Here is a 22933-nt window from a genome sequence, read left to right as displayed (position 1 = left end):
GGAAGGTCACTGTACCCGGTGTTCGAACTCCTACTGACGTGCACCGTCACCGTTCGCCGGTTTCGATTCCCACCCCATGCCGCCGGTACCCCGTCTGGACGCCGGACATCGAGAGGTTCGAGTACGCCGGTTGGTTCACGTCGTCTCCACCTGTTCGTTCGTCGTTCGGCTGAACGAGATGTTCGACGCGGTCAGCGCTCCAGTGCCGACAGTCGCTACGAGGAGGACGAGAAGCGTCGCGTAGACCGCCGTTCGCTGGCCGGACGGGATCGATTCCCGGAACGAACCGTCCGAATCTCGCCATCTCGGCTGATAGCCCATCCCGATCAGCGTGAACAGCGCGCCGATGTTGATGGCGAGGATGTTGACCAGCAAGAGCAGGACCGCGCCGATACCCAGCAGTGGTTCCATCCATGCGATTGCGAGGCCGACCACCGCCGCGGCCGGGATGATCGCGGCCGCGATCATGACGCCGATGATGGTCGTGGACTGCTCGGTCGTGTATCCGAACGCACCGACAACTCCGGCGATGATCGCGCCGATAGTCGAGAGGGCACTCGGCGCGAGTCGAACGCCGATGAGTTCGATGTGCACGACGGACACCCCCGGCGGGACGAAACCCGTCCAACGAACGAACCACCCGAAGGCCGCGGCGGCGATGATGGCCATCCCGAGGCCCAGCCCTTGCTCTTTGACGCTACCGACGAACAGTTCCCAGTCACCCAGAAGGACGCCGGTCGGGGCGGCGAGGGCCGAACTCACCTGCGGCGCGATGATCATCGCGCCATGATGAGCGCCGGTTGATCGAGCAACAACCCGGCGGCGGCTCCGCGATGACGCTCAGGAGGGTACCGAGATAGTAGAGTTGGTACGGCCACTGCATCTCCCGGATCTTCGCGTGCAGTTCGGATTTCGAGAGTTTGTGGATCGAGTCGGAGAAGCGTTGACGAAGTTCGGTAAAGTTCGGCGTCTCGGCCAGTTCGGCCTTCGTCGAGACGGTGTAGGCGTCCTCCTCGATATCCGCGTCACGGAACTCGTCGAGAATCGGACCTACCATCGCCGTCGGAAGCGGGAAGAAAAAGAGCGCACCCTCCCCCTCGTCGCTCACGACCGTATAATCGATGTCGTACTCGTCGAGGATGGAGGCGACTTCCTCCCGCTCGCCTGCCGACGCATGAACGTGCAACTCTCGCATTGGCTACTAGATTCGCTTCCGTCTGCTGTATCTTCCGGCCGGTTACTAATGGTCTTTAAGTCGTCCCTCGTCAGCGTCGGGTCGGACGAACGTTCACTCGGCGTCCGCATCCGAGCCGTCGCCCGGCGTTCCGTCGGTATTGGGCGGGGAGTTTCGAGCGGAGGACGGGTTCGTCCCGACCGACTCGCCCATCGAGACGGTCGGCGTGAGCGATTCCCCGTGGAGGAGTTCCGGAAGGACGATGCGAACCGCTTCGAGCATGAGGATGAACAGTATCGGGAGCAGGAAGAAACCGTACCAGCCGAAGAGAATCGGGCCGAGCAGGTACGCGAACATCATCATCACCATGTCGAGTTGACGACCCGTGATGTACGGTTGGAGGAACGTCTGGGGGAGCGTGTCGAGGAGGAGGAAGTATACGACGAGCACCCCGCCGACGAACGCCAGATGGTTTCCGCCCGAATCGACCGCCTGAAAGGCCAGATAGCCGATGACGGGGATATAGACGAGTTTGCCGACGACGATGGGAATCAGGCTGGCGATGCCGGTGAGGAACGCGAGCACGAACACCATCGGGATGTGAAGCCCCGACGGCGCGAGGAGGTTCGTCCCCGAATACGCGACCCACGCGATGACGGACATGCCGATGACGAAGAGCAGGTTCCCGAAGAAGACGGACTCCAAGTCCTCGTCGACAGCCACGGCGTAGCCGTAGGCCGCCGTGTCCTTCCCGTCGAACAGTTGGACGAGACCGTCGGCGAGTTGGTCGTCGTGGTTCAACAGGAAGTACGACAGCGTCACCGCGAGCGCGATGAGCGTCCCCGCACCGACGACGGCGGAGGTGACCTTCAGTCCCGCGTCGAGCACGGTCATGACCGTCGTCTGCGGATTCGAGAGGAGTTGTTGTGGGTGATGGATGGCCTCCAGAACCGTCCGCTGTTGGCCCTTCGGAAGCGCTCCCAGATAGTGGGTCACGAGCGCCGAATCGGTGGTGTTTCCGAACACCGATCCGACCCGACTGACGAGTTGAAATCCGGCGTAGAACGTGAGCACGACGATGGGGAGAAACACGACGAGAAGCGTCAGCCCTGCACTCACCCCGTCGGATTCAGTGATACCACTGAGTTGGCGATAGATGGGCCGGGTGGCGTAGTAGCCGAAGACGCCCAGAACCACCATCCCGATGAACGAGTACGCGACGTACGCCGCGACGAGGACGAGGAGAAGGATGAAAATCCACCAGCCAGTTCGGCCACGACTCGGCACGGCATCGAGATTGATATCGACCATGTTCCTTGGGGATAGGAGGCTCCTCCTTGCAAACTGTTGTGGCCGGGAAACGTTCGGCGAGCATCGACCGGTCGAAACGGACGAATTCAAGAAGAGCGGACGATGGAACGCGGGGTCGTTTAACTGCCGTGCGCTCGCAGGCAGTGTGCCTAATCACGTCTCCCTTGTCGCTCATCACGAGAAAACGATGTTCTACCACGACAACGAACTCCAGTACGAGGTGACGGTCGAAGAGCCGGATCCGCGGTTCGCCAAGATGCTCCAGCAGGCCATCGGGGGAGCGGAAGGTGAGATGCGGGTCGCGCTCCAGTACATGTTTCAGGCGTTCGCGGTGCCCGCCGACAAGGGCGAGTACAGACGACTGCTGATGGAAACCGCGACGGAGGAACTCGGTCACATCGAGATGCTCGCGACGGCGGTGGCGAAGAATTTGGAGGGAGCGTCCGACGCCCAGCGCGAGGCGGCGCGCGAGGACGCGGTCATCGCCGAGATGATGAACAGCGGACAGCCACGGCAGGCGCTCTCGGCGGGGTTGCACGCGATGCCCGTCGATTCCAACGGCGTGCCGTTCACCGGGAACTACATCGTCGCCAGCGGCAACCTCGCGGCGGACATGTACGCGAACGTCATGGCCGAATCGACCGGTCGAACCCTCGCCGCACGGCTCTGGGAGATGACCGACGACCCCGGCATGAAGGACATGCTGTCGTACCTCATCGCCCGGGATACGATGCACCAGAACCAGTGGCACGCCGCCCTCGAAACGATGGAGGACCACGTGCCAGTGCCGAACAGCTTCCCGCAGGAAAAGGAGAACCAGGAATTCAACTACGAGTTCATGTCCACGACCAAGGACGAGCGCCCGGACCCCGACGAACGCTGGACGCAGGGCGAGTCGGTGGACGGGAACGGCGAGTTCTCCTACGGCCGACAACCGGGCGGCGGCGAACCGGACCTCGACGAGGTCATCGAGGCGATGCACAACGAGATCAACTGAGAACCGAACACTCACTCGACTTCTTCACTCACATCCTCGTTTTCGACGGCCGCATCCGACGCCTCAACGGGACCGCCGAACAGTTCCAACTGGATGCTCCAGCCGAGATACAGAATAGAACCCACAAACAGCACGTACGCGATTAGAACGAACAGTCCGTCGCCGGAGTTCGATGTGGACGGACTGAGAGTGATGGCAATCGAGGAGAGGGCGATAACGAGGAGTGCGGTACACCGGCGAATCGTCTTTTGGAGGGCGGCATCGGACATACTTTTCCTTTCAAACAGCAACAATAAATAATTGTGCTAATCGTGACAGCAAGTGTTGAGGAACTCTTTCCAGAGGCCCCAGGAGACACCTTCCAATATCCGTTCGTTTGCGAAACGGTCCTTCCGAGTTGGAGAAAGTTCCGTCCGTTGGGTGAGCGGAGAGACAAAAGTGGGGAATCGGAGGTCGGATTCTCGCTTACTGTTTTCCGTGGCCGCGCCCACCGTGACCGTGGCCGTTGAAGAACAGCCGCACTGTGTGCCCTTCGTCGGCGGGAATGTGGACGAGGACGGCGTCCTCGTCCGCGCTGTAAGTATACGTTTCCGCCGTTTCCCTGACCGCCGCCTCGTCAACCTCGTCGTACTTTTTCCATGCGGCCTGTACCTTCCGCGGGGATTCGGACCGGTCGAGTTTCAGCAGGTACGAGGAGAGCTGTGAGTCGTCGTAATTCTGCACCGTTTCCTCGCGGTCGAACGTCACCAAGCGACCGGCGGGACCGGTCGAGACGGTGAACTCCGTCACGTTGTACGCTCCCGTCTCGTAATCGAGGGAAGACCCGTCGTCCTCGTAGAACGAGTAGGTGGCTTCCCGATCGAGGTAGGTATCCAGTTCGAGGGTCCTCAGCGGTTTCTCGTCGGTGTACTGTTGCACCTCGCGCATCGGAATGATGGAATCCCGTTTCACGAAGATGGGGAGATGATCGAGCGGTGCATCGACGGTCAACGTCTGTCCGCCTTCGTACTCCGCCCCCGTCCAGAACTCCGACCACCGCGCACCGTTCGGTAGGTAGACCTCGCGGCTCGTCGTATCCGGTTCCACGACTGGTGCGAGCATGAGCGTGTCGCCAAACATGAACTGGTCAGCGATATCGCGGGTCCGCTTGTCGTTCTGGAATTGGTACACCAACGGTTGCTGGATCGGTTTGCCCGACTCGGCGGCTTCCGCGAACGCCGTGTAAAGGTACGGGAGCAACCGATAGCGCATCTCGATGTACTTCTTGCTTATCGCTTCCACCTCCTCGCCGAACGCCCACGGTTCCTGGCGCTGACTGCCGCCATCCGACTTCGAGTTGCTGTCGTAGTGGATCCGAGAGAACGGGAGGAACGCCCCGACTTCTATCCACCGTCCGAAGAGTTCCGCATCGGGGCGTTGTGCGAACCCACCGATGTCGTTACCGACGAAGGAAACGCCGGACAGTCCGATGTTCATGTTCATCGGGAGGGACATTTGAAGGTGTTCCCAGCGGCTGACGTTGTCGCCCGTCCACAGCGCGGCGTACCGCTGCGTCCCCGCGTACATGTCACGAGTCAGGACGAACGGCCGCTCGTTCGGCTTGTGCATCCCGAACGCATCGTAGGTCGCCGACGTTTCGTCGTGACCGTAGAGGTTGTGGTACTCCTCGTGACGCTTGGTGTCCGGACCGTCGCCGAAGACGATGTCCAAGGGCATCGTATGGTAGGGGCCGTCGAACACGGCCGGTTCATTCATGTCGTTCCAAATACCGTCGACACCGGCATCGAAGAGGATTTCGTGGTTGTCGGCCCACCACTCTCGCACGTCTGCCTGCAGGAAGTCGGGGAATGCGGCTTCGCCGGGCCACACCTCCCCGATGTAGGTGGTGCCGTCGGGGTTCTTGGCCCAGTAGTCGTTTTCCGTTCCTTCCTGATAGACGTCGTACTCCGAGTCCTGCTTCACGGCCGGATCGTTGATGGCGATGGCGTGGAGCCCTGCCATGGACTTCAGTTCCTGAAGAGCCTGTTTGTACTCGTCGTCCCACGTGAAGACGCGGAAATCACGCATGTAGTCGATGTCGAAGTGCATCGTGTCGAGCGGGATTTCCTTCTCGCGGTAGGTTCGGGCGACGTTCACAATTTGCTCCGGGGTGTACTGCCACTTGCTCTGGTGGAGTCCGAGTGTCCACTTCGCGGGGACATCCATCTTCCCGGTGAGTTCAGTGTAACGGTCCAGAACGTCGCCGACTTCCGGTCCGTACGAGAAGTAGTACGTGAGTTTACCGCCGTTCGCATAGAAGTAGTAGTAGTCGTCGGATTCGGAGGCCATCTCGTAGTACGAGCGGTAGGTGTTGTCGAAGAAGATTCCGTACGCCCTCTCCCGTTTCAGGCCGACGAAGAACGGAACCGCGGTGTAGAGATATTTGGTGTCCAAGCCGTAGGAGTACGCGTCGGTGTTCCAGAGGCCGATGCTCTCGCCGCGCTGGTTCAGGTTCAGCCCCGCCTGTTCACCGAACCCGTAGAACGCCTCGTCGTCGGTCGTCTCCTTGAAGACGTACGGCTTTCCGTTCTCGTACCCTGCGGTACCGTAGTCGAGGTGGTCCTCGTTGACGACGTTCCCGTCGGTGTCGAGGAATCTGATTCCGAAAGGCTGTTTTTTTACTTCGACCGTGATAGCGTCGGTTTCGAGCGTGTATTGATTCGGAGTATCGCGTACCGTGAACTGTGGCGTGTCCCACTCGTCCGCCGTTTTGGCGATTCCGTGCGATTCGAACTCCGATTCCCCGGCTTCGAGGATGGATATCTTCGCCAAGTCGGCGTCGAAGAGGCGGATGTAGGCTTCGTTCGTCCCGAGGTCGAACTTGACACCGTTTTCGAGCGGTTGGATACCTTGCACGGAGAGTTTCTGCAGTTCGTCCTTGTCCAGTCCTGTGTCGTCGCCTGGTTGCGTTACCGCACCGACGCCGCGCGAAGCGACGGCGGTACTGGCCAATGCCAGTCCGACGGTCTTCACAAACGACCGGCGGTTGAATTTGTGTTGTAGTTTTTCACCATTCATTGCATCCGATGATTGGCTATGGTGCACATAAGATTATTTTAGATATAGTGTAAATTCAGTTTTTAATTTATCCTATTTTAAAATTCTATATTTAAAATTCGTACAATATTGTAATAGAGCATAATATAGTTGCGTATGTGATCAAGTCGATTGTCGGGGATACCCGCTTCACCGAGACTGCGAAGGTCGAACGGGACTCCTCGTTTTGCCAGTCAAGTGCTCACTTTTATCCACCCCACACTATTCCGGAGACCACCGCCATGAAAAGACAGATCATTACGACCGCCAGCAGCCAGCGAATCCAAGACGATAGATGGCCGAGTATCAGTATCGAATACAGTACGACGGCGGTTGTAGACTCTGCAACCATCCCCTCGAAAACGTCGAACCGGACGACTGGCGGTTGTAGCATCGCGTACGAAAGCGGGACGAAATCGAGCACGAATGTTCTCCTCTCAGTTGGAGCTGCTCTGTACCGTGAGCGAGTACTCCGACGAATCCGGTGGAGTCCACTTTGATGCGGCACTCGCCGAAGTAATAAACACGTTTACTATTCGGCTACAGGACTGATGCATCTCCCATCGGCAACCTATTCGAAATGACCGAAGAAGCAGCAGGTGAAGGGCTCGGGTTGACCGGCGCGGTGTCGATGGCCCTCGGCGGGATGATCGGCGGGGGGATTTACGCCGTCCTCGGCGTCGTCGTGAAAGTCGCCGGGCCGTTGGCGTGGTTCTCGTTCGTCTTGGCGGGAATCGTGGCGATGTGTGCGGGGTATTCGTACATCAAGTTGAACCAGCTAAGCGACCCCGAAGGCGCGTCGCCGACCTATCTGGCGTGGTTCGCCGATAGTTCCACGCTCGCGGGAATGGCCGGGTGGACGCTGTTGTTCGGATACGTCGGCTCGATAGCGATGTACGCCTACGCGTTCGGGAGCTACGCCGTCGATATCGCCGGTGTCGAACACGTCGCGGGGCTACCGCTTCGGGCGGTGCTGTCGCTGGCCATCATCGGGATTTTCGTCGGTCTCAACCTCGTCGGCGTGGAGGAGTCCGGCTGGGTCGAAATCGCGCTCGTCGTGGTCAAAATCGCCTGTCCTCGTCGGCTTCGCGCTGGTCGGTCTCTGGTTCGGTACGTCCCACGGCGGTATCAAGACGGGGGTCGGTTCGCTGAGCTTCAGCCCCATCATGGCGGCGGCGATGTCGTTCGTGGCGTTCCAGGGATGGCAGTTGCTCATGTACTCGCAAGGAACCATCGAGAACCACAGCGACACCAACCCGACCGCCATCTACCTCTCGATTCCGACCGCCGTGGCCATCTACATCGGCGTCGCAATCGTCACCACCAGTATCGTCGGCGTCGGAATGGTTTCCAAGCACCCGGAGGTGGCGCTTGCGACCGCCGCCTCGAAGTTCGGCGGAAGGTGGGGCGAACTCGTCATCTCGCTGTCGGCGCTGTTCTCGACCGCCAGCGCCATCAACGCGACGCTCTTCACCAGCGCGCAGTTCTCCGACCGACTCATCGAGAACGGACTCCTACCGAAGAAACTCGACGCCAGTTCGCCCGACGAGTTCCACGTCGGCGAGGATTTGCCCAAACGCATCATCCTCATCCTCGGCGTGCTGACCGCCGCCTTCACCGTCGTCGGCAGTCTGGAGGGGATCACGTCGTTCGCGTCGCTGACCTTCATCGTCGTCTTCGGCGGGATGAGCTACCTCGCGTTGACCCAACGCGACCACGAGGACGTGTCCGCGATTCCGCCCGCAATCGGGTTGATCGGTGCGGTGCTGTTCCTCCCGATGATGCTCTGGCACCTGTTCACCGCCCAGCGCGGCGTCTTCTACACGGTTGCGGCCATCACCGTCGTCATCGTCATCCTCGAACTGGCCTACTTCGAGACGGGTCTGTTCGGCTACTCGGAGGAGGAGACGTCGTCGCTCCGGAGCGACTGACGAGCGAACCGGCGCAAAAAATAACGGGTTACGTGTCGCTTTCGTCGTTGATCGACCGAATCGAGGTTAGTCGTCCGAATCTGGGCCGACCTCGTCCTCGTTACCGGACGGCCCCGCGGCCTCCGACGGTTCCGCGGCCGACGGCGACTCGTTGTTCTCCTCGGTGATCGAACCGGTGGACCCGCTCGCGTCCGTACCGGCCGCCGCCGATTCCTCGCTCTTCTCGTCCGGAGTCTCGTCGTGTGTCTCTCTCATGTGTTCGTGCAGGTCCTCCTTCCCCTCGAACTCGTCGTCGCAGTACTCACACGAATACGTCTTCTCGTTGGACTCGGTTGCCATGTTTTGGCGTTCATCCGCGAGCCGTGAAAAGATTCTACTGGAATATGCAACCTCACCCTGTTCCCTCCACTCTCCCGTACTCGTGTCTCGACCGTTACGACGAGCAGTCACGTCAGTTTTATCGCTACCGACGAGGGGGAAAACGGGAGGACTACAGATACGAATCGTCGTACGATTCGGCCGATTTCGGCGTGTGAACGTTCCCGCACTCGGTACACTCGATGTGGTCTTGGGCGTCGCGCGTCGTTTTCAACGACCCACAGTTACTACAGTAGTATCCGTACCTGTTCTCCTCCGCCTCGTCGCTGTACGTGACGAAGAACGGGTGTTCGGTTCCCGATTTGGTTTCCTCCAGGTTCAGATACACCGTCTCCCCGTCCTCCGTTGTAGCGGTCGTCGTTCCGTCGTGTCTCTCCGTATTCTCCAACGTCATTTCCGTCGGTCGATGTCCTCGCCGGTGTCGTCGGACATCTCCCGTTCGCTCGCATCGAGGGTGTACCGGTGTTCGACCAACGATTCGCCGCCGTACTCGACTTGCCGGTCGTCCGTCCGCTCGAAGCCCCGCTCCTCGAAGAACTGCGCGCCTTCCCTGTCGGCGTCGAGGACGTTCGCGTCGATTCGTTCCGCGCCGTCCTCGCGCAGTTTCTCGACTATCGTCTCGAACAGTTCCGTCCCGACACCCTTCCCGCGGTGTTCCGGGTCCACCAACAACCATCGTATCTCGCCGGAACTCCCGTCGACGTGGCCCTCGGTGAGTCCCACGAGCGTGTCGAACTCCTCGTCTTCGAGCGCGAGCACGCGGTCGTCGGAAGCGTCGACCAGATCGGTTACCCTCCCCTCGGCGAACTGGTCGGTGGTGACGTTCTCTATCTGCTGTGGACTCAGCGAGTACGATGCGGTCATCGCGCTCCGTGCCAACTCGTGAATCCGCTCCGCGTCACCCGCAGTCGGCTCACGTAGTTTCATACTCCCACGTTTCTTTGCGAGTCGGATAAACTCGCGCCAGAACGGTTACGGTGGTGCAGATTTCACCGATACCGACCGGGGAATTCACGAACGATTCTCGGTGAAAACGGGACGGAGACGGAGGCCACTCACGCGAAATCTCCGTTCATTCGGAAAGTGACGAAAGAACACCTTGCATTGGCAACGAGTAGACCGACCAGGAGGGGAACGCTAGTAATGAACAGAGAAACGCACCCTCCGAAGCAAGTACGGGGACGAGAACGACTGCCGCCCAAAGATACGATGTCAACGACACAATCGAGTACCCAAGAAACGGTCGAACAGTGTGAACACTGCGATGCGAAGACGACCCATCGCGTGTTCGTGACCATCATCACCGAAAGCGACAGCGAGACGAACGCCGAGTTCTCGCGCGAACCGTACCGCGTCACGGAATGCGTGCAGTGTGGAACCGAATCCCGCCAGCGAATGAACGACGTCTGATACGATCACGATGACCACAACACGACAATCACAGAAGGAGGTCGAACACAGCGACCGCCGATGCCGCAACTGCGGATCGTTCGTCACGCCCGACTTCGCCCGCGTCTTCGGGAACAACGACGACGAAGTATTCGGCTGTCTGGACTGCATGTCGGCGACGGCAGTGAAAAACGGCAACGCACGAGGGGAATCGGTCGGGTCGCCGAGAGTTCGTCAGTAGGAACGAAATCGACGACCGAATCGATTCCGGTTTGCGGACGGGAGCAGACATTTATTATCATAGACCATGTGCTTTCGTATCATGGCATATGTCGTCAAGATGCCCAAGTTGGGACTGGAAATGGACTCGGGAACGCTCAACGCGTGGACGGTTTCCCTCGGGGATACGGTCGAAGAGGGCGCGACCATCGCCGAAATCGAATCGGAGAAGACGACGGCAGAGATCGATGCACGGGAAGACGGCGTTCTGAGACGGATCTTCGTCGAAGAAGGTGACGTGACGGACCCGGGGGCACCGCTCGGGGTCGTCGCCGCGCCGGACGCGGACATCGACGAACTGGTCGCGGAGGTCGAGGGAGAATCGACGACGGTGGAGGACGAACCGTCGTCCGAGAGCGCCACCACGGCCACCACGGCCGCCGCGGAGGACGGTGGCCACGGGGCGGGCGTTCAGAGCCAATCCTCGTCGGCGTCGACGGCAAGCGTCAAAGCCACGCCGCGAGCGAAGCGACGGGCCGAGGAACTCGGCGTCGACCTCACGTCTATCGACGGCACCGGACCACAGGGGGCCGTGGACGAATCGGACGTCGAGGCGGCGGCCGACGGTGAGGCCGCCGAGTCGGACGAGGACGTCAAGGCGACGCCACGGGCGAAACGGCGGGCGGAGGAGTTGGGCGCGGCGCTTCACGACGCCGACGGCACCGGCCCGCAGGGCGCGGTGACGGAGGAGGACGTCGAAGCGGTCGCCGCGACGAGCGAACCCGAACCGGCCGCCGCCGAATCGACCGATGTCGGTCCGTCGGGAGCGACCGAACCCGACGTTCCCGCCGAACGCGTGTTCGCCACACCGAGCGCCCGCCGTCTCGCGCGGGAGTTGGGCGTGACGTCGAATCGATCGAAACCGCGGACACCGGCCGCCTCACCGAAACCGACGTTCGGCGGGCGGCAGGCGAGGAATCGGCCGCCGCTTCGACGGCGGCGAAGAGCCGAGCGACGACTCGAAGACGGTCCCCGGAACCCGGCAGGAGGACCGACCGCTTTCGGGGATGCGCCGAACCATCGCCGACAGACTCGGGGAGAGCGCCAGCACGGCGGTGCACGTCACCGAACACCGCACCGCGGATGCCGAGGAGTTGCTCGCCGCGGCGTCGGCCGCCGACGAGGCCCTTTCCCCGGACGTGTTCCGTGACCGACGTCCTGCTGACGGCGCTGTCGGCCGCGCTCGACGCCCATCCCGAGTTCAACGCGACGTTCGAGGACGAGGTCCATCGACTCCACGAGACACACGACATCTGCGTCGCCGTCGATATCGACGCCGGACTCATCGCACCGGTCGTCCGCGACGTCGATTCGATGTCGCTCGCCGACCTCGCCGAGGAACGGCGGAAAGTCACCGACCGCGCGCTCTCCGGGGAGTTCACGATGGACGACCTCACCGGCGGCACGATAACCGTCTCGAACCTCGGCGTCCTCGGCGTCGAGCGGTTCGACCCCGTCATCAACCCGCCGCAGATCGCCATCCTCGGCGTCAACGCGATACGGCGCGAGGTGGTTCCGACCGACGACGACGGGGTCGCCGTCCGCAAGCAAATCTCGTTTTCGCTCTCGTTCGACCACCGTATCGTCGATGGCGCGGACGCCGCGCGGTTCCTCGGAACGTTGGTCGAACACGTCGAAAACCCGTGGCCGCTCGTCATCGCGGCGGGCGAAAAATGAGGAGAGGACTTACTCGGCGCGAAAGTAGCCCGCATCTCGCCGCTCGCTCGATGGCCGCGTCGATCCGAACGAGGCGCGGACCGTCGCTCACGGGGCTGAGACGGACCGACGCGTCCCGGACTTCGAGTTCCCGTTCGTCCGTCGGCGCTGACGACGCCCTCTTGAGACGTCGAACGCGAACGTTTCCCCGTCGTCCAACCGACGGAACTCCGCGACGGAAACGTCCGAAACGACCCCGGGGACGGTGACCGCACGCACCTCGCGTTCGTCTTCATTCGCTGATTCGCTTCGATCTCCGAGTCGGAATCCGATGCCGCCCGGTTCGTCCGGACGATGCGTCTCGAACCCCCCGGCGATCGCCGAGAGACCGATTTCCGCGGGCGACGCCCGCGTGACGCCGCCGATGATGTCTTCCGGATCGAGAATCGCCCGAGTTCCGACGAACTGCTGGTCGAGGACGCCGACCGTCGCCAGTCCGCGAAGTCGTCGTTCCTCCGTTCCGTCGTCCACGACCGCTTCGACGGTGCCGTGGCGAACCGTCGTCTCGGACGCCGGAACCGCGCCGCTCGCAACGAACCCCGTGGCGGCACCGGCAATCGTGCCATCGACCGGCGTGGGAACCACGTTGTTCGTTCCGGTCGAGATACTCACCATCGGAACCTCACCGATGCCGACTGCAACGTCCCGGTTGGTACCGGTCGCCGCCGAGGACGACCACGGCGTCTGCCGCGGTCGAAAACCGTTCGGCGGCGTTTCGCGTGTCCCGTCCGGAATCCGTGACGGCCACGTCCAGCACGTCGATCGCAAGGTCGTCCGGTGCATCGGCGACGATTCTCTCCGCGAGTCCGGCGTTGTCCGGCATGACGAGGACCTCGGAACCGTCGGCGATCCGGAGTCCTTCGAGGACGCAGTGTGCCGTGCGCCGTTTCGCGTAGATGCGTACTGACGCTCGCCCCACCCGTCAATCGCCGGATGTCCCGTCCGGCCACGGGGTTGACGATGAGACCGACTATCGAGGACGTAGACGATGCGGTCGATCGCCGCCTTCACGTCGTCGGCGTCCGGGAGCACTTCCTCCTCCAGGACCGGGCTGAACGGGATGTGAACGTCGGCGACACCGACGCGCTGAATGGGTGCGTCGAGGCTGAAGAACGCGTTCTCCATGACGCGCGTCGCCACTTCCGCGTGGGTACCGTACGAGAGCGGGCTTTCGTCGGCGATGACGAGACGACCCGTCTTCTCGACGCTCTCGACGAGCGTGTCGGTGTCGAGGGGATACAGCGACCGGAGGTCGATGACCTCGACGCTGGTCTCGCCCGCCAGTTCCTCGGCGAGTTCGAGCGATTCTCCCACGAGTCGTTGGGTCGCGACGACCGTCACGTCGTCCCCCTCGCGTTCGACCTTCGCCGTCCCGAGCGGGATGGTGTAGTCCCGATCGAGCGGCACTTCGCCCGTCTGCTCGTACATCGCCTTGTTCTCGAAGACGAACACCGGGTCGTCGGAGCGGATGGCGGATTTGAGGAGTCCCTTCGCGGCCCGCGGCGTTCCGGGTGCGACGGCGATGACGCCCGGGAAGTGGGCGAACCACGTGTGCAGCGTTCCCGAGTGCTGGCTGGCGGCACCCATCCCGCCGCCTTCCGTCGTTCGGACGGTCACCGGCATCTCGGTTTTGCCGCCGAACATGTAGCGGTTTTTCGCCATCTGGTTGATGATCTGCTCCGAACAGACGCCCATGAAGTCCGCGAACATGATTTCCACGACGGGCCGTGATCCCGTCGCCGCGGCACCGATAGCCGCACCCATGAATCCGGCCTCGCTGATGGGCGTGTCCCGAACGCGGTCCTCACCGAACTCGTCCACGAGGCCGCTGGTGACCTCGAAGACGCCGCCGAACTCGCCGACGTCCTCGCCGATGAGGAACACGTCGTCGTCGTCCTCCAACTCCTCCCGCATCGCCAATCGAATCGCCTCCCTGACCGTCATCTCCTCGGTCTCCGGCGGTTCCGACGACGGCGCGCTTTCGGTACTCATCGGTCCTCACCACCGTCCGTCCGCATCTGTTTTGCAAAGCTATCGATCTCGGGTACGGTCGCGTTGAACATGTCGTCGTACGCCTCGGTTGGGTCGGGATACGCCGCTTCTTTCGCTTCCTTCGCTGCCTCCTCGACTCGGTCGCTGATGTCGGATTCCATCTCGTCGAACTCCGCTTCGGTGATCGTTCCGGCGTCGATGAGTCGCTGCCTGAACGATTCGATGGCGTCGTTTTCCTGCCAGAGCGCGATGTCGTCGTCGGTGCGGTAGGGTTGCTGGTCGCCTTCGAAATGGCCGCGATAGCGGTAGGTGTCCGCTTCGATGAACGTCGGTCCATCGCGGTCCATCGCGCGCTTTCTGGCCTCCTTCACGGCTTCGTAGACGGCGGTCACGTCCATTCCATCGACGGTGAATCCGGGGATGTTGTACGCCTCCGCGGTTTCGCTCAGGTTCTGGAGGTTGTGCTGTTTTTCGACCGGCGTCCCCTCGCCGAACTGGTTGTTCTCGACGAGGAAGACCGCCGGGAGGTTCCACGTCGCCGCGAGGTTGATGGCCTCGTGAATCTGTCCCTGCGCGACCGCACCGTCACCGAAGAACGCCAGCGCCACCGTGTCCTCGTCCTTGATCTGCGAGGTGAGTGCGGCACCGGTGGCGAGCGGTGGTCCAGCGCCCACGATACCGTTCGCACCCAGCATACCGGCGTCCACGTCCGCGATGTGCATCGACCCGCCTTTGCCGTTGCAGTATCCGTTCGCCTTGCCGTACAGTTCGGCCATCATCTCCTCCAAATTCAGCCCTTTGGCGATGCAGTGGCCGTGTCCGCGGTGTGTACTCGTGATGTAGTCGTCCTCCTCCAGTGCGGAACACGCACCGACGGCAACCGCCTCCTCGCCGATGTACAAGTGAACGAATCCCGGGAGTTCCCCGTCACCGAACAACTCGCCCGCTTTCGTGTCGAATGCCCGTATCGTCAGCATTCGGCGTAGCGCTTCCTTTTGCCCTCCCTCCGTTTCGATGTCTATTGCTACCATAAACCATGATATACTCGACGTAACGGGCATTAACTATTATGCACGTTTTGCGACCTTTCGTTCTACGGATCGTTTCCGACGGAGTAGTTTTACGGCCCTGTTGATGGGAAAGATACCGACAACGGCCGCCCAGATTCGACGCAATCGAACCCACTTCGTTCACGAAAGCCCGGCCGAACCCACTTCACTCACGAAGGCTCATCCGGAACGAGATAGTTGAACAGATGAACAACTGTTCAACTATCGTGTCACGTCGGGGAGAACTCGTCCGTACCCACTTCGAGCGCTAGGGGCGTTGGGATACACGCGCTTTCCGTGACGTCGTTCTCGTGGGGCGGCCGAACGATGGTAATCCGCGCCTAGTCCGAACTGTCGGGGTTCTCCGTCCGCCAGATTTCGATGTCCCAGTTCGGGACGTCGGACGAAGGGGATTCTATCAACCAGCCACCTTCGACGTCGATGTCGTTCCGGTACGCCGCTGACAGCGTCGCCTCCAAAAGGGCGGTGAATCGGTCGGTGGTGGTTATGCTGATGTTTGGGTCGTCGGTCATCGTTCGTCCAATCGTTCGGGGTGGGTCTCCGTCCGTTCGAACACGTAGATGAGACCGTCGCTACGCACCACGACGTCGTGGCTGTCCACCCGAAATTCGACCGTGACGTTTCCGTTTCGACGCTGGCCGTTGAGTTTCGGGCCGACGATTCGCTCCAGCGCGTCCAAATCGATCAGGGAGTACAGCGGATCCATTTCGAACGGATCGATGGCGGTCACGGAAGCGACCGCATCCACGACCGCTTCGCTGACCGTGGCGTACTCCGCACAATCGAACACGAGTTTATCGGGCGATGAACCGTCCATATCAGTCATAGTGTCAATATTTTCGGGGGGGTCGTCGGTGTGTCCGGGGGCAATTCGTTTCACGCTAGACTAGAGTCGTCCAGCAGGCGTCAGTCGTGCCGTTCACTATCTGCGTCTTTAAGAGGGGGTGGGAGTTATGCAACGTCCACGACCGTCACAGGCCGAGCAGTTTCTCGACGAGTCGTTTCATCCCGCGGCGCAACCGTCGACCCAACGCCGTCGAGGAGATTCCGGCGCTCGCGGCGAGTTCCTGTAGGGTTGCCCCGCGCGGATCATCGAAATATCCCCGCTCGTACGCCATCTTCAGGGCGTCGTGCTGTCGGTCGGTCAAGCCGAAGTTCGTCTGCCCGCCGCCGTCGGTTTCGACGTAGAGCGTTCCGACGTGGAACGAAACGCCCTCGTCCCGGCAGTACGCACGGAATGCGACCAGCGCGTCGTTGTCCGGCAGTTGGAGTTGCAGTTCCCATCCCTCGGTGTCACTTTGGACGTTGAGAATCTGAATACCCAACTCCGCGAGCATCGGCGTGACGGATTTCGCGGCGTCCGAGACCCGAACCCGGAAGATACGCTGTGTTCCGTAATCCGCGATGAGACGGAAACCCGCGACGGTCGGGTCCGCGTCGAGCGCCTCCTCGAACCCGTCCAAATCGTCCCCCTCGACGGAGAAAAACAGCAGTAGCTTGGACCCGCTCCGAACGGGTTGGAACTCCCGGCGAATCAGTACGTCAGACCGCTCACGTATCGTTGGCACTAGCGTGAGGTCGGGATGGCTGATGTGAATCTCGGCGAGGACCATCGCTACGTTCGCTCCCCAATCGATTCCGACCGTCTCGTTTCGACGGGAGTGCGTCGGGTGGAGGACCAGCGGGCGAAGTGGCCGTCTTCTCTGAACACGTCTCAGGTCCATAGGCTTCGGAGCGGCATAAGCCTCGCCGCTACACAAGTTCTGTCAGAGGTGCTGGAGATTGCGGTCAGCGGCGGACGGGCGACGACCGAGCGACGACCGAGCGTCACCGAATCGATGCGAAGTATTGACTCCCCGGGCGTCGAACGAAAACTGGATGACACTCTACGACGAGGTTGCCGACCTTCCGCTGGAAATCGATGCCTGTTCGTTCGAACCCCACGAGCGCGAGCGCGAGCGACTTCACGCCGAACACGACCGAAATCGTCCTGCGTGGCGGCGGCGAAACGGGGCGCGGCGAGGACGTGACGTACGACGCCGATGAGACCAGCACGGACTGGCCGACGCCGAGTTCGACCTGACGGGGTCGTACACGTTCGACGAATTCTCGGAGGCGCTCGCGGACATCGACCTCTTCCCCGTCGGGCCTTCCCGTGCGGATTTCCGGCACTACCGTCGGTGGGGCTTCGAGAGCGCGGCGCTCGACCTCGCGCTCCGACAGGCGGACACCGACCTCGCGAGCCTGCTCGACCGCACGCCCGAGCGCGTGCGGTTCGTCGCGAGCATGCGGTTGGGCGACCCGCCGAGTGCCGAACGCGTGCGACAGTGGCTCGACATCGACCCCGAGTTGGGGTTCAAACTCGACGCCACAGCGGAATGGGACGACGATTTCGTCGCCGAACTTGCTTCCACTGATCGGGTCCGAATCGTGGACATGAAAGCCGAGTACGGCGAGGCGGAGGTGAACCAATCACCGGATTCCGACCTCTATCGCGCGTCGCGGAGGGACTCCCGGACGTCGTCATCGAAGACGCCGCGTACACCGACGAGACGGCCGACATACTCGATTCGGTGAGCGAGCGGCTATCGTGGGACGCGCCGATAACGGGGGTCGAGAGCATCGAATCGCGGCCGTTCGAACCGCAGTGGCTGAACATCAAACCGTCGCGGTTCGGCAGCGTCGAATCGCTGTTCGACACGCTGGAGTACTGTGACGACCACGGGATCGAACTGTACGGCGGCGGACAGTTCGAACTCGGCGTCGGTCGCGGCCAGATTCAGTTGGTGGCGTCGCTGTTCTATCCGAACGGGCCGAACGACGTGGCTCCGCGGGGATACAACGATCCGAAACCGAGCGAGGGATTACAATCGAGTCCGCTGCCAGCGCCGACCGTCGACGGATTTCGGTGGGTGTAGCTACGCCCGTCGAATCCGAAAGCACGCCCCGCCGTCCGTTCCCTCGTGGATTCGAATGGACCAGCCGTGTGCGTTTGCGATTCCCTTGACGATGGAGAGGCCGAGTCCGGAGCCACCTTCGGCCGTCGTGTGGCCGTGCTCGAAGACGGCCTCGCGTTCCTCCGGAGTGATCCCGGGACCGTCGTCCTCGACGAAAAAACCGTCCGGGAGGGACCCGACACGAACCGTCGTCTCCTCTCCGGCGTGCTCGACGACGACCTCGAAACAGGTTTTCGAAGAGTTCCTGCAGTCGCCCTCGGTCGGCATCGACCGTATCGAGGGTGTTCACGACGAGCGTGCAGTCCCGTGTTTCGACGTTCGCCCACGCCTGCCGGACGACGGAAGTGAGTTCGACCGACTCCGTGTCGCTGACTACCTGTCCCTGTCGTGCCAATGTCAACAGATCTGCAATGAGGCTCTCCATTCGCTGGAGGGCGTTTTCCGACTTCTCGAAATGTCGTTCGTCACCCCGCTCCCTGGCGAGGTCGAGGTTCCCCTGGGCGACGTTCAGCGGGTTCCGCAGGTCGTGTGAGATGACGCTCGCGAACTCCTCCAAGCGCTCGTTTTGTCGCTTGAGTTCCTGCTTTCGTTTCTTTCGCTCCGTCACGTCACGGGCGGACCCGAGGTTCGCCAACTCGCCTTCGTAGGCGATGACGCGCACGCTGAACTCGATATGCCGAACGTCGCCGTCTTTGGTCACGACACGGGCCTCGTAGTGGGGCGAACGCTCCTCTTGACTACGACCGCTGGCGATATGCTCGACTTCCGCCCGGTCGTCGGGATGGATCAGATCCCAAATCTTCATGTCGAGGAGTTCGTCACGGCTGTAGCCGGTGAGTTCACACACACGCTTGTTGAGGAATTCGAACGCGTCATCGCGATAGATGTAAATCGCGTCGTGGCTCTGTTCGACGAGCGTCCGATACTTCTCCTCGCTCTCGCGGAGGGCGGTCTGTGACCGAATTCGACGAAGCGTTTCCGCGGTGTGTGAAACCAGCAGTTCGGCCAGTTCCGCGTCCTCACAGTCGAACGCGGAGCAGTCGCGGGATCCAGCCTGAAAGATGCCGACGTCGCCGACCGGAACGCTGAGAAGCGACCGATATTCGGCCTGCGCCGGGACCGCATCCGATTCGTCCCGAACGTCGTCGATGACGTACGTCTCGTGGTTTTGGTACGTTTTGCCCGCCACCCCTTGGTCGGTACGGAGCCTAGCGTACCCGTCGTCCGTCATTCCGGTCGAAATCGCCGCCGGAACGAAGTAGTCGCCGTCAACGAGGTCGATTCCGCAGATGTCGAACTGCAAGATGCTTTCCGCGGCATCGACGGTTAGCTCACAGAGTTCGTCCGCGGTCTGGCAGGCCTCCATCTGGGAGGCGACTTCGTGCAGTTCCTCTATCCGCTGTTTTCCCTCGCGGAGCGCCCGTTTGACGTGTTCGTGCTCCGCGATGCTTCGAAACACGCCGACCGTCCCGCGAAAGACGTCGCCGTGTGTCAGTAAGCCGATTCGAGCCTCGCACGGCACCGTTTCCCCCTCGACGGTGTGAAGTTGTGCCTGCAACTGCCCGACATCCTCATCGTCCGCAAGCAGCGCCCTGATGACTCGATTTCCCCGCTCGACAGCCTCGTCGTCCAGTAGAACGGAAATGTGCTCGCCGATGAGTTCCTCCCGGTCGTATCCAGAAATTTCCACGCGTATCGTTGACGGCGGTCATCCGACCGTTGGTATCGAGCGTGTATACCCCATCGCCCATCGCTTGGACGATGGACTGGTAGTGGTCGAACCGTCTATCGGGTTCGTTCGAACTCGACGGCCGTATCGTCTGCTCGATTCGCTTCGCCAACGTATCGGCGTCGGTCTCCCGTGTCCGAAAATAGTCGCTCACACCGGCGGAGATAGCCCTGCTGGCGACGTGTTCGCTTCCGGATTCGGTACAGAGGATGAACGGAAGGTCCGGACGCGTTTGCCGAACGACGTTGACCAACTCGATACCATCGGTGTCCGGAAGCGAATACCCGCTCAGAACACAGTCGATGCGCGTTTCCGAAAGCGTACCGAGCACGTCGTCTACGGTGTCCGCTGGAACGACAGTAAGATCGGTGACGGCGTCGGAGAGGTGATCCGGCGAAACACCCGCGTCGGAGAGTGGATCAACGAATAATACACGAATGTCGTTCGTCACTGTCTCAACGCCTCTGTCAACTATCGTATTCGTTTCCTAATAATTAGTATTATCGAAATCGACGGCAGTATCGTCGCTCTGTGGAGATTCGTGCCGTGAGAAAAACGGCGCGTTGGGGGAGTGAATCACCGTTGCCCGTAGTTTTTTGCTCGCACGACGCGACCCACCCTGCATGGAGTATACGACACTCGGTGACACGGGGATGGAAGTGAGTCGTATCTGTCTCGGCTGTATGAGTTTCGGGACGAGCGACTGGCGGGAATGGGTGTTGGACGAGGACGAGAGTATGCCCATCATCGAGCGGGCAATCGAGTTGGGTATCAACTTCTTTGACACGGCAAACATGTACTCACGGGGTGAAAGCGAACGAATCCTCGGGAAGGCCTTGGAGGGACGACGCGACGAGATGGTCGTCGCCACGAAGGGCTACTTCCAGATGAACGAGGACGACCCTAACTCCGGAGGGCTGTCGCGAAAAGCCATCGAGCAGGAACTCGACAACTCCCGGGACCGACTGGGGATGGACACCATCGACCTGTACCAGATTCATCGCTGGGACCCCGACACGCCCATCGAAACCACCATGCGAGCGCTCGACGACGCGGTTCGGCGCGAGAAGGTGCGCTATCTCGGCGCGAGTTCGATGTGGGCACACCAACTCGCCGAGGCGCTGTACACCAGCGAGCGAATCGGTCTCGACCGCTTCGTGACGATGCAGAACCACTACAACCTCGCGTATCGGGAGGAGGAACGCGAGATGCTCCCGCTCTGCGAGAAGGAAGGAATGGGCGTCATCCCGTGGAGTCCGCTGGCTCGCGGGTACCTCACGCGACCGCACGAGGAGTTCGGGGACACGACGCGTGGGAAGACCGACGACTACGCGCGCGAACACCCCTATCCGGAGGGCGGCGGCGAGGAAATAAACGAGCGAGTGCAGGAACTCGCCGCCGAGAAGGGCGTCACGATGGCACAAATCGCACTGTCGTGGCTGTTCCACAAGGACGTGGTGGACGCCCCCATCGTCGGAACGACGAGCGTCGAACACCTGGAAGCGGCCGTCGAAGCGCTCGACGTGACGTTCTCGTCCGGCGACATGGCGTATCTCGAAGAACCGTACGAACCGCTTCGCGTCTCCGGCCACGAGTGAATCAGGGCGAGGCAGTCTGACTTTTGGAAGTTCGGTTTCGTTGCCGAACGAGATTACAAACCCACGGGGAACACGCGTTCGGTTTTGTCATCACCAAGTTTCCCGGACGATTTTTTGGCTCAATTAGCCGGAAGGATATAAAAAGGGGATGCCGTACATCGAAACGGCAGCACGCGACAACCGAGGTGGCCATTACATGCAACTACTCAGCATCACCGACGGCCTCACGAGCGCGTTCGAGCCAGCGCGGAAGGTACTGAAGCCGATACTGTCGAATCCGACGTACCTCGCCGGTTGGGGGGTCCTCATCCTCGTCTGTGTCGGGATCCTCTGGTGGGACATCCGGAAGCGAAATCGAGCGCTCCCGTCGATGATGAAGTTCGTCTGGACGCTCGTCGTGGCGTACTCGGGACCGTTCGGACTCGCCGTCTACTGGTACTCCGGGCGAACCCAGATTTCCAACGACTCGCTCTGGCGACGGGGCTTTCGCTCCACGTCCCACTGTTATTCCGGGTGCGGCGCTGGCGAAGTCGTCGGGATGGTCGCCATCGGCGGCGCGCTCGCCATCGGAAGCACGCTCGTACAGACGATCGGTACGTTCGCGCTCGCGTACACCTTCGGCTACGCGTTGACGATGGGGCCGCTGATGCAGGAAGGTGAAAGCTTCCGGACGGCGTTCTCCGACGCGTTCTACAGCGAGACGCCGTCGATCACCATCATGGAGATCGAGCCATCGGCACCGACCTCCTGCTCGCGCAGGGGGCGAAGTTCGGCGACCCCTTGTTCTGGGGGTCGCTGACCTTCTCGCTCTCGGTCGGGTTCCTGTTCGCCTATCCGGTGAACACCGCGCTCGTCCGGTTCGGCGTCAAGGAGGGGATGATGAACCCGAAGAAGATGCGCGACGACGGCGCACAGGCCGCCGACTGAGCGAACCGAAAACGCTCACTTTTCTTCGCGCAGTCGTCGTCGCCGCTGCTCGAACTCCTCCTCGGAGAGATCCCCGCGAGCGTACGCCGTCCGTAGTTCCGTGAGCGCGGGGTCGCTCCCGAAATCACCGCGGTGGAGGGACCGATAGACGAAGTACCCGAGCGCGAAGAGGAGGACGAGCGGAACCAGCATCACGAGCCATCCCCACAGCGGCATGTACCCCGCTCCGTATCGCCCACCCATCATCCATCCGCCCATCATCGGGAACGCGAACGCCATCATCACCAGCGGAAGCAACAGGAGAACGACGATCAACCCGACGAGCAGTCGAAGCAGTGAATCGTGGTCGTTCGACGTGGCCATACCGATACTACGTCGGGAAGCGAAATAATCGTTTTCTCGGTCCGGCC

At 61.4% G+C, this 22933-nt stretch carries 21 protein-coding genes and 6 pseudogenes; 8 read left to right on the top strand and 19 right to left on the bottom strand.

Features of this window, described 5'->3' with window-relative positions; genetic code table 11:
- Positions 1-135: 135 nt before the first annotated feature.
- The 3 genes from A4G99_RS26695 to A4G99_RS02370 all read right to left on the bottom strand — a co-directional run bounded on the left by A4G99_RS26695 (position 136) and on the right by A4G99_RS02370 (position 2485).
- Positions 136-780: a DUF389 domain-containing protein gene (locus tag A4G99_RS26695; protein ID WP_223301619.1), complete on the bottom strand. Its 645-nt coding sequence runs from the start codon at positions 778-780 to the stop codon at positions 136-138.
- A complete protein-coding gene (locus A4G99_RS26690; protein ID WP_223301618.1) occupies positions 719-1195 on the bottom strand; it encodes a hypothetical protein in 477 nt (158 codons plus the stop codon). Before A4G99_RS26690 ends, A4G99_RS26695 begins: the two co-directional genes overlap by 62 nt.
- A 93-nt stretch (positions 1196-1288) precedes the next feature.
- Positions 1289-2485 carry an AI-2E family transporter gene (locus A4G99_RS02370; RefSeq protein WP_066138955.1) on the bottom strand — a complete coding sequence of 399 codons (1197 nt, stop codon included), beginning with the start codon at positions 2483-2485 and terminating at the stop codon, positions 1289-1291.
- Between the two features lie 187 nt (positions 2486-2672).
- Between A4G99_RS02370 and A4G99_RS02365 the strand changes: the two genes are divergently transcribed.
- On the top strand, positions 2673-3482 hold the full coding sequence (locus A4G99_RS02365; protein ID WP_066138952.1) for a manganese catalase family protein: 810 nt from the start codon (positions 2673-2675) through the stop codon (positions 3480-3482).
- Positions 3483-3493: 11 nt separating this feature from the next.
- Here A4G99_RS02365 and A4G99_RS02360 read toward each other — a convergent pair whose 3' ends face one another.
- From A4G99_RS02360 to A4G99_RS02350, 3 genes are all read right to left on the bottom strand, one after another.
- Positions 3494-3751 carry a hypothetical protein gene (locus A4G99_RS02360; RefSeq protein ID WP_066138949.1) on the bottom strand — a complete coding sequence of 86 codons (258 nt, stop codon included), beginning with the start codon at positions 3749-3751 and terminating at the stop codon, positions 3494-3496.
- A gap of 196 nt (positions 3752-3947) precedes the next feature.
- Positions 3948-6494, bottom strand: a complete 2547-nt coding sequence (locus A4G99_RS02355) for a glycoside hydrolase family 31 protein (RefSeq protein WP_223301616.1) — start codon at positions 6492-6494, stop codon at positions 3948-3950.
- 271 nt (positions 6495-6765) lie between these two features.
- Entirely contained in the window at positions 6766-6981 is a 216-nt protein-coding gene (locus A4G99_RS02350) for a hypothetical protein (RefSeq protein ID WP_066138943.1), read from the bottom strand.
- A gap of 156 nt (positions 6982-7137) precedes the next feature.
- Between A4G99_RS02350 and A4G99_RS02345 the strand changes: the two genes are divergently transcribed.
- Entirely contained in the window at positions 7138-8655 is a 1518-nt protein-coding gene (locus tag A4G99_RS02345; protein WP_223301623.1) for an APC family permease, read from the top strand.
- Here A4G99_RS02345 and A4G99_RS02340 read toward each other — a convergent pair.
- From A4G99_RS02340 to A4G99_RS02335, 3 genes are all read right to left on the bottom strand, one after another.
- Positions 8555-8827 carry a C2H2-type zinc finger protein gene (locus A4G99_RS02340; RefSeq protein ID WP_066138939.1) on the bottom strand — a complete coding sequence of 91 codons (273 nt, stop codon included), beginning with the start codon at positions 8825-8827 and terminating at the stop codon, positions 8555-8557. The two genes, A4G99_RS02345 and A4G99_RS02340, sit on opposite strands and share 101 nt — an antisense overlap.
- A 151-nt stretch (positions 8828-8978) precedes the next feature.
- On the bottom strand, positions 8979-9260 hold the full coding sequence (locus A4G99_RS24210; RefSeq protein WP_082837678.1) for a DUF5816 domain-containing protein: 282 nt from the start codon (positions 9258-9260) through the stop codon (positions 8979-8981).
- Positions 9257-9793: a GNAT family N-acetyltransferase gene (locus tag A4G99_RS02335; protein WP_082837677.1), complete on the bottom strand. Its 537-nt coding sequence runs from the start codon at positions 9791-9793 to the stop codon at positions 9257-9259. Before A4G99_RS02335 ends, A4G99_RS24210 begins: the two co-directional genes overlap by 4 nt.
- 282 nt (positions 9794-10075) lie before the next feature.
- On the opposite strand from A4G99_RS02335, the gene A4G99_RS02330 reads away from it, so the two are divergent.
- The 3 genes and pseudogenes from A4G99_RS02330 (at position 10076) to A4G99_RS25635 (ending at position 12211) form a co-directional block, all read left to right on the top strand.
- Entirely contained in the window at positions 10076-10276 is a 201-nt protein-coding gene (locus A4G99_RS02330; RefSeq protein WP_066138936.1) for a hypothetical protein, read from the top strand.
- Between the two features lie 10 nt (positions 10277-10286).
- Positions 10287-10496: a hypothetical protein gene (locus A4G99_RS02325; protein ID WP_066138933.1), complete on the top strand. Its 210-nt coding sequence runs from the start codon at positions 10287-10289 to the stop codon at positions 10494-10496.
- Positions 10497-10577: 81 nt separating this feature from the next.
- Positions 10578-12211: pseudogene (locus A4G99_RS25635) on the top strand (2-oxo acid dehydrogenase subunit E2).
- Here the strand turns inward: A4G99_RS25635 and A4G99_RS29695 are convergent.
- The 6 genes and pseudogenes from A4G99_RS29695 to A4G99_RS02295 all read right to left on the bottom strand — a co-directional run bounded on the left by A4G99_RS29695 (position 12189) and on the right by A4G99_RS02295 (position 17036).
- Positions 12189-13224: pseudogene (locus A4G99_RS29695) on the bottom strand (NAD(+)/NADH kinase). The pseudogenes A4G99_RS25635 and A4G99_RS29695 overlap by 23 nt on opposite strands.
- Positions 13225-13234: 10 nt before the next feature.
- Positions 13235-14242, bottom strand: a pseudogene (locus tag A4G99_RS02315) (alpha-ketoacid dehydrogenase subunit beta); the annotation flags it as partial.
- Positions 14239-15273, bottom strand: a complete 1035-nt coding sequence (locus A4G99_RS02310; protein ID WP_066138930.1) for a thiamine pyrophosphate-dependent dehydrogenase E1 component subunit alpha — start codon at positions 15271-15273, stop codon at positions 14239-14241. The pseudogene A4G99_RS02315 and the gene A4G99_RS02310, both read right to left, overlap by 4 nt.
- 359 nt (positions 15274-15632) lie before the next feature.
- Positions 15633-15824, bottom strand: coding sequence for a hypothetical protein (locus tag A4G99_RS02305; protein WP_066138926.1), 192 nt, complete (start codon positions 15822-15824; stop codon positions 15633-15635).
- The gene (locus A4G99_RS02300; protein WP_150123008.1) at positions 15821-16138 is read right to left on the bottom strand and encodes a HalOD1 output domain-containing protein; all 318 of its coding nucleotides are present in this window, start codon (positions 16136-16138) and stop codon (positions 15821-15823) included. Before A4G99_RS02300 ends, A4G99_RS02305 begins: the two co-directional genes overlap by 4 nt.
- A 145-nt stretch (positions 16139-16283) precedes the next feature.
- Positions 16284-17036, bottom strand: coding sequence for a helix-turn-helix domain-containing protein (locus A4G99_RS02295; RefSeq protein WP_082837675.1), 753 nt, complete (start codon positions 17034-17036; stop codon positions 16284-16286).
- 154 nt (positions 17037-17190) lie between these two features.
- Between A4G99_RS02295 and A4G99_RS26680 the strand changes: the two are divergent.
- Positions 17191-18230, top strand: a pseudogene (locus A4G99_RS26680) (hypothetical protein).
- On the opposite strand, the gene A4G99_RS26675 reads toward A4G99_RS26680, so the two are convergent.
- The 3 genes and pseudogenes from A4G99_RS26675 to A4G99_RS25605 all read right to left on the bottom strand — a co-directional run bounded on the left by A4G99_RS26675 (position 18231) and on the right by A4G99_RS25605 (position 20449).
- Positions 18231-18536 carry a HAMP domain-containing sensor histidine kinase gene (locus A4G99_RS26675; RefSeq protein ID WP_223301621.1) on the bottom strand — a complete coding sequence of 102 codons (306 nt, stop codon included), beginning with the start codon at positions 18534-18536 and terminating at the stop codon, positions 18231-18233. It lies immediately after the preceding pseudogene.
- Positions 18537-18711: 175 nt separating this feature from the next.
- Positions 18712-19959: pseudogene (locus A4G99_RS26670) on the bottom strand (PAS domain S-box protein); the annotation flags it as partial.
- Entirely contained in the window at positions 19841-20449 is a 609-nt protein-coding gene (locus tag A4G99_RS25605) for a response regulator (RefSeq protein WP_223301613.1), read from the bottom strand. The pseudogene A4G99_RS26670 and the gene A4G99_RS25605, both read right to left, overlap by 119 nt.
- A gap of 172 nt (positions 20450-20621) precedes the next feature.
- Here A4G99_RS25605 and A4G99_RS02280 point away from each other — a divergent pair, with 172 nt between their 5' ends.
- Complete coding sequence (locus A4G99_RS02280; RefSeq protein WP_066138923.1) at positions 20622-21596, top strand: aldo/keto reductase; 975 nt, start codon at positions 20622-20624, stop codon at positions 21594-21596.
- A gap of 196 nt (positions 21597-21792) precedes the next feature.
- Positions 21793-22523, top strand: a pseudogene (locus A4G99_RS28480) (DUF4396 domain-containing protein).
- 15 nt (positions 22524-22538) lie between these two features.
- Here the strand turns inward: A4G99_RS28480 and A4G99_RS02270 are convergent.
- A complete protein-coding gene (locus A4G99_RS02270) occupies positions 22539-22886 on the bottom strand; it encodes an SHOCT domain-containing protein (RefSeq protein WP_066138920.1) in 348 nt (115 codons plus the stop codon).
- Between the last annotated feature and the right edge of the window lie 47 nt (positions 22887-22933).

The organism is Haladaptatus sp. R4, assembly GCF_001625445.1.
Lineage (GTDB): Archaea > Halobacteriota > Halobacteria > Halobacteriales > Haladaptataceae > Haladaptatus.
This window is presented reverse-complemented; position numbering and strand designations above follow the sequence as displayed.

Bases quoted from the DNA above. Each gene is read 5' to 3' on its own strand.
- A4G99_RS26695 (WP_223301619.1), bottom strand. From the start codon at position 780: ATGATCATCGCGCCGCAGGTGAGTTCGGCCCTCGCCGCCCCGACCGGC.
- A4G99_RS26690 (WP_223301618.1), bottom strand. From the start codon at position 1,195: ATGCGAGAGTTGCACGTTCATGCGTCGGCAGGCGAGCGGGAGGAAGTC.
- A4G99_RS02370 (WP_066138955.1), bottom strand. From the start codon at position 2,485: ATGGTCGATATCAATCTCGATGCCGTGCCGAGTCGTGGCCGAACTGGC.
- A4G99_RS02365 (WP_066138952.1), top strand. From the start codon at position 2,673: ATGTTCTACCACGACAACGAACTCCAGTACGAGGTGACGGTCGAAGAG.
- A4G99_RS02360 (WP_066138949.1), bottom strand. From the start codon at position 3,751: ATGTCCGATGCCGCCCTCCAAAAGACGATTCGCCGGTGTACCGCACTC.
- A4G99_RS02345 (WP_223301623.1), top strand. From the start codon at position 7,138: ATGACCGAAGAAGCAGCAGGTGAAGGGCTCGGGTTGACCGGCGCGGTG.
- A4G99_RS02340 (WP_066138939.1), bottom strand. From the start codon at position 8,827: ATGGCAACCGAGTCCAACGAGAAGACGTATTCGTGTGAGTACTGCGAC.
- A4G99_RS24210 (WP_082837678.1), bottom strand. From the start codon at position 9,260: ATGACGTTGGAGAATACGGAGAGACACGACGGAACGACGACCGCTACA.
- A4G99_RS02335 (WP_082837677.1), bottom strand. From the start codon at position 9,793: ATGAAACTACGTGAGCCGACTGCGGGTGACGCGGAGCGGATTCACGAG.
- A4G99_RS02330 (WP_066138936.1), top strand. From the start codon at position 10,076: ATGTCAACGACACAATCGAGTACCCAAGAAACGGTCGAACAGTGTGAA.
- A4G99_RS02325 (WP_066138933.1), top strand. From the start codon at position 10,287: ATGACCACAACACGACAATCACAGAAGGAGGTCGAACACAGCGACCGC.
- A4G99_RS02310 (WP_066138930.1), bottom strand. From the start codon at position 15,273: ATGGTAGCAATAGACATCGAAACGGAGGGAGGGCAAAAGGAAGCGCTA.
- A4G99_RS02305 (WP_066138926.1), bottom strand. From the start codon at position 15,824: ATGACCGACGACCCAAACATCAGCATAACCACCACCGACCGATTCACC.
- A4G99_RS02300 (WP_150123008.1), bottom strand. From the start codon at position 16,138: ATGACTGATATGGACGGTTCATCGCCCGATAAACTCGTGTTCGATTGT.
- A4G99_RS02295 (WP_082837675.1), bottom strand. From the start codon at position 17,036: ATGGACCTGAGACGTGTTCAGAGAAGACGGCCACTTCGCCCGCTGGTC.
- A4G99_RS26675 (WP_223301621.1), bottom strand. From the start codon at position 18,536: ATGCCGACCGAGGGCGACTGCAGGAACTCTTCGAAAACCTGTTTCGAG.
- A4G99_RS02280 (WP_066138923.1), top strand. From the start codon at position 20,622: ATGGAGTATACGACACTCGGTGACACGGGGATGGAAGTGAGTCGTATC.
- A4G99_RS02270 (WP_066138920.1), bottom strand. From the start codon at position 22,886: ATGGCCACGTCGAACGACCACGATTCACTGCTTCGACTGCTCGTCGGG.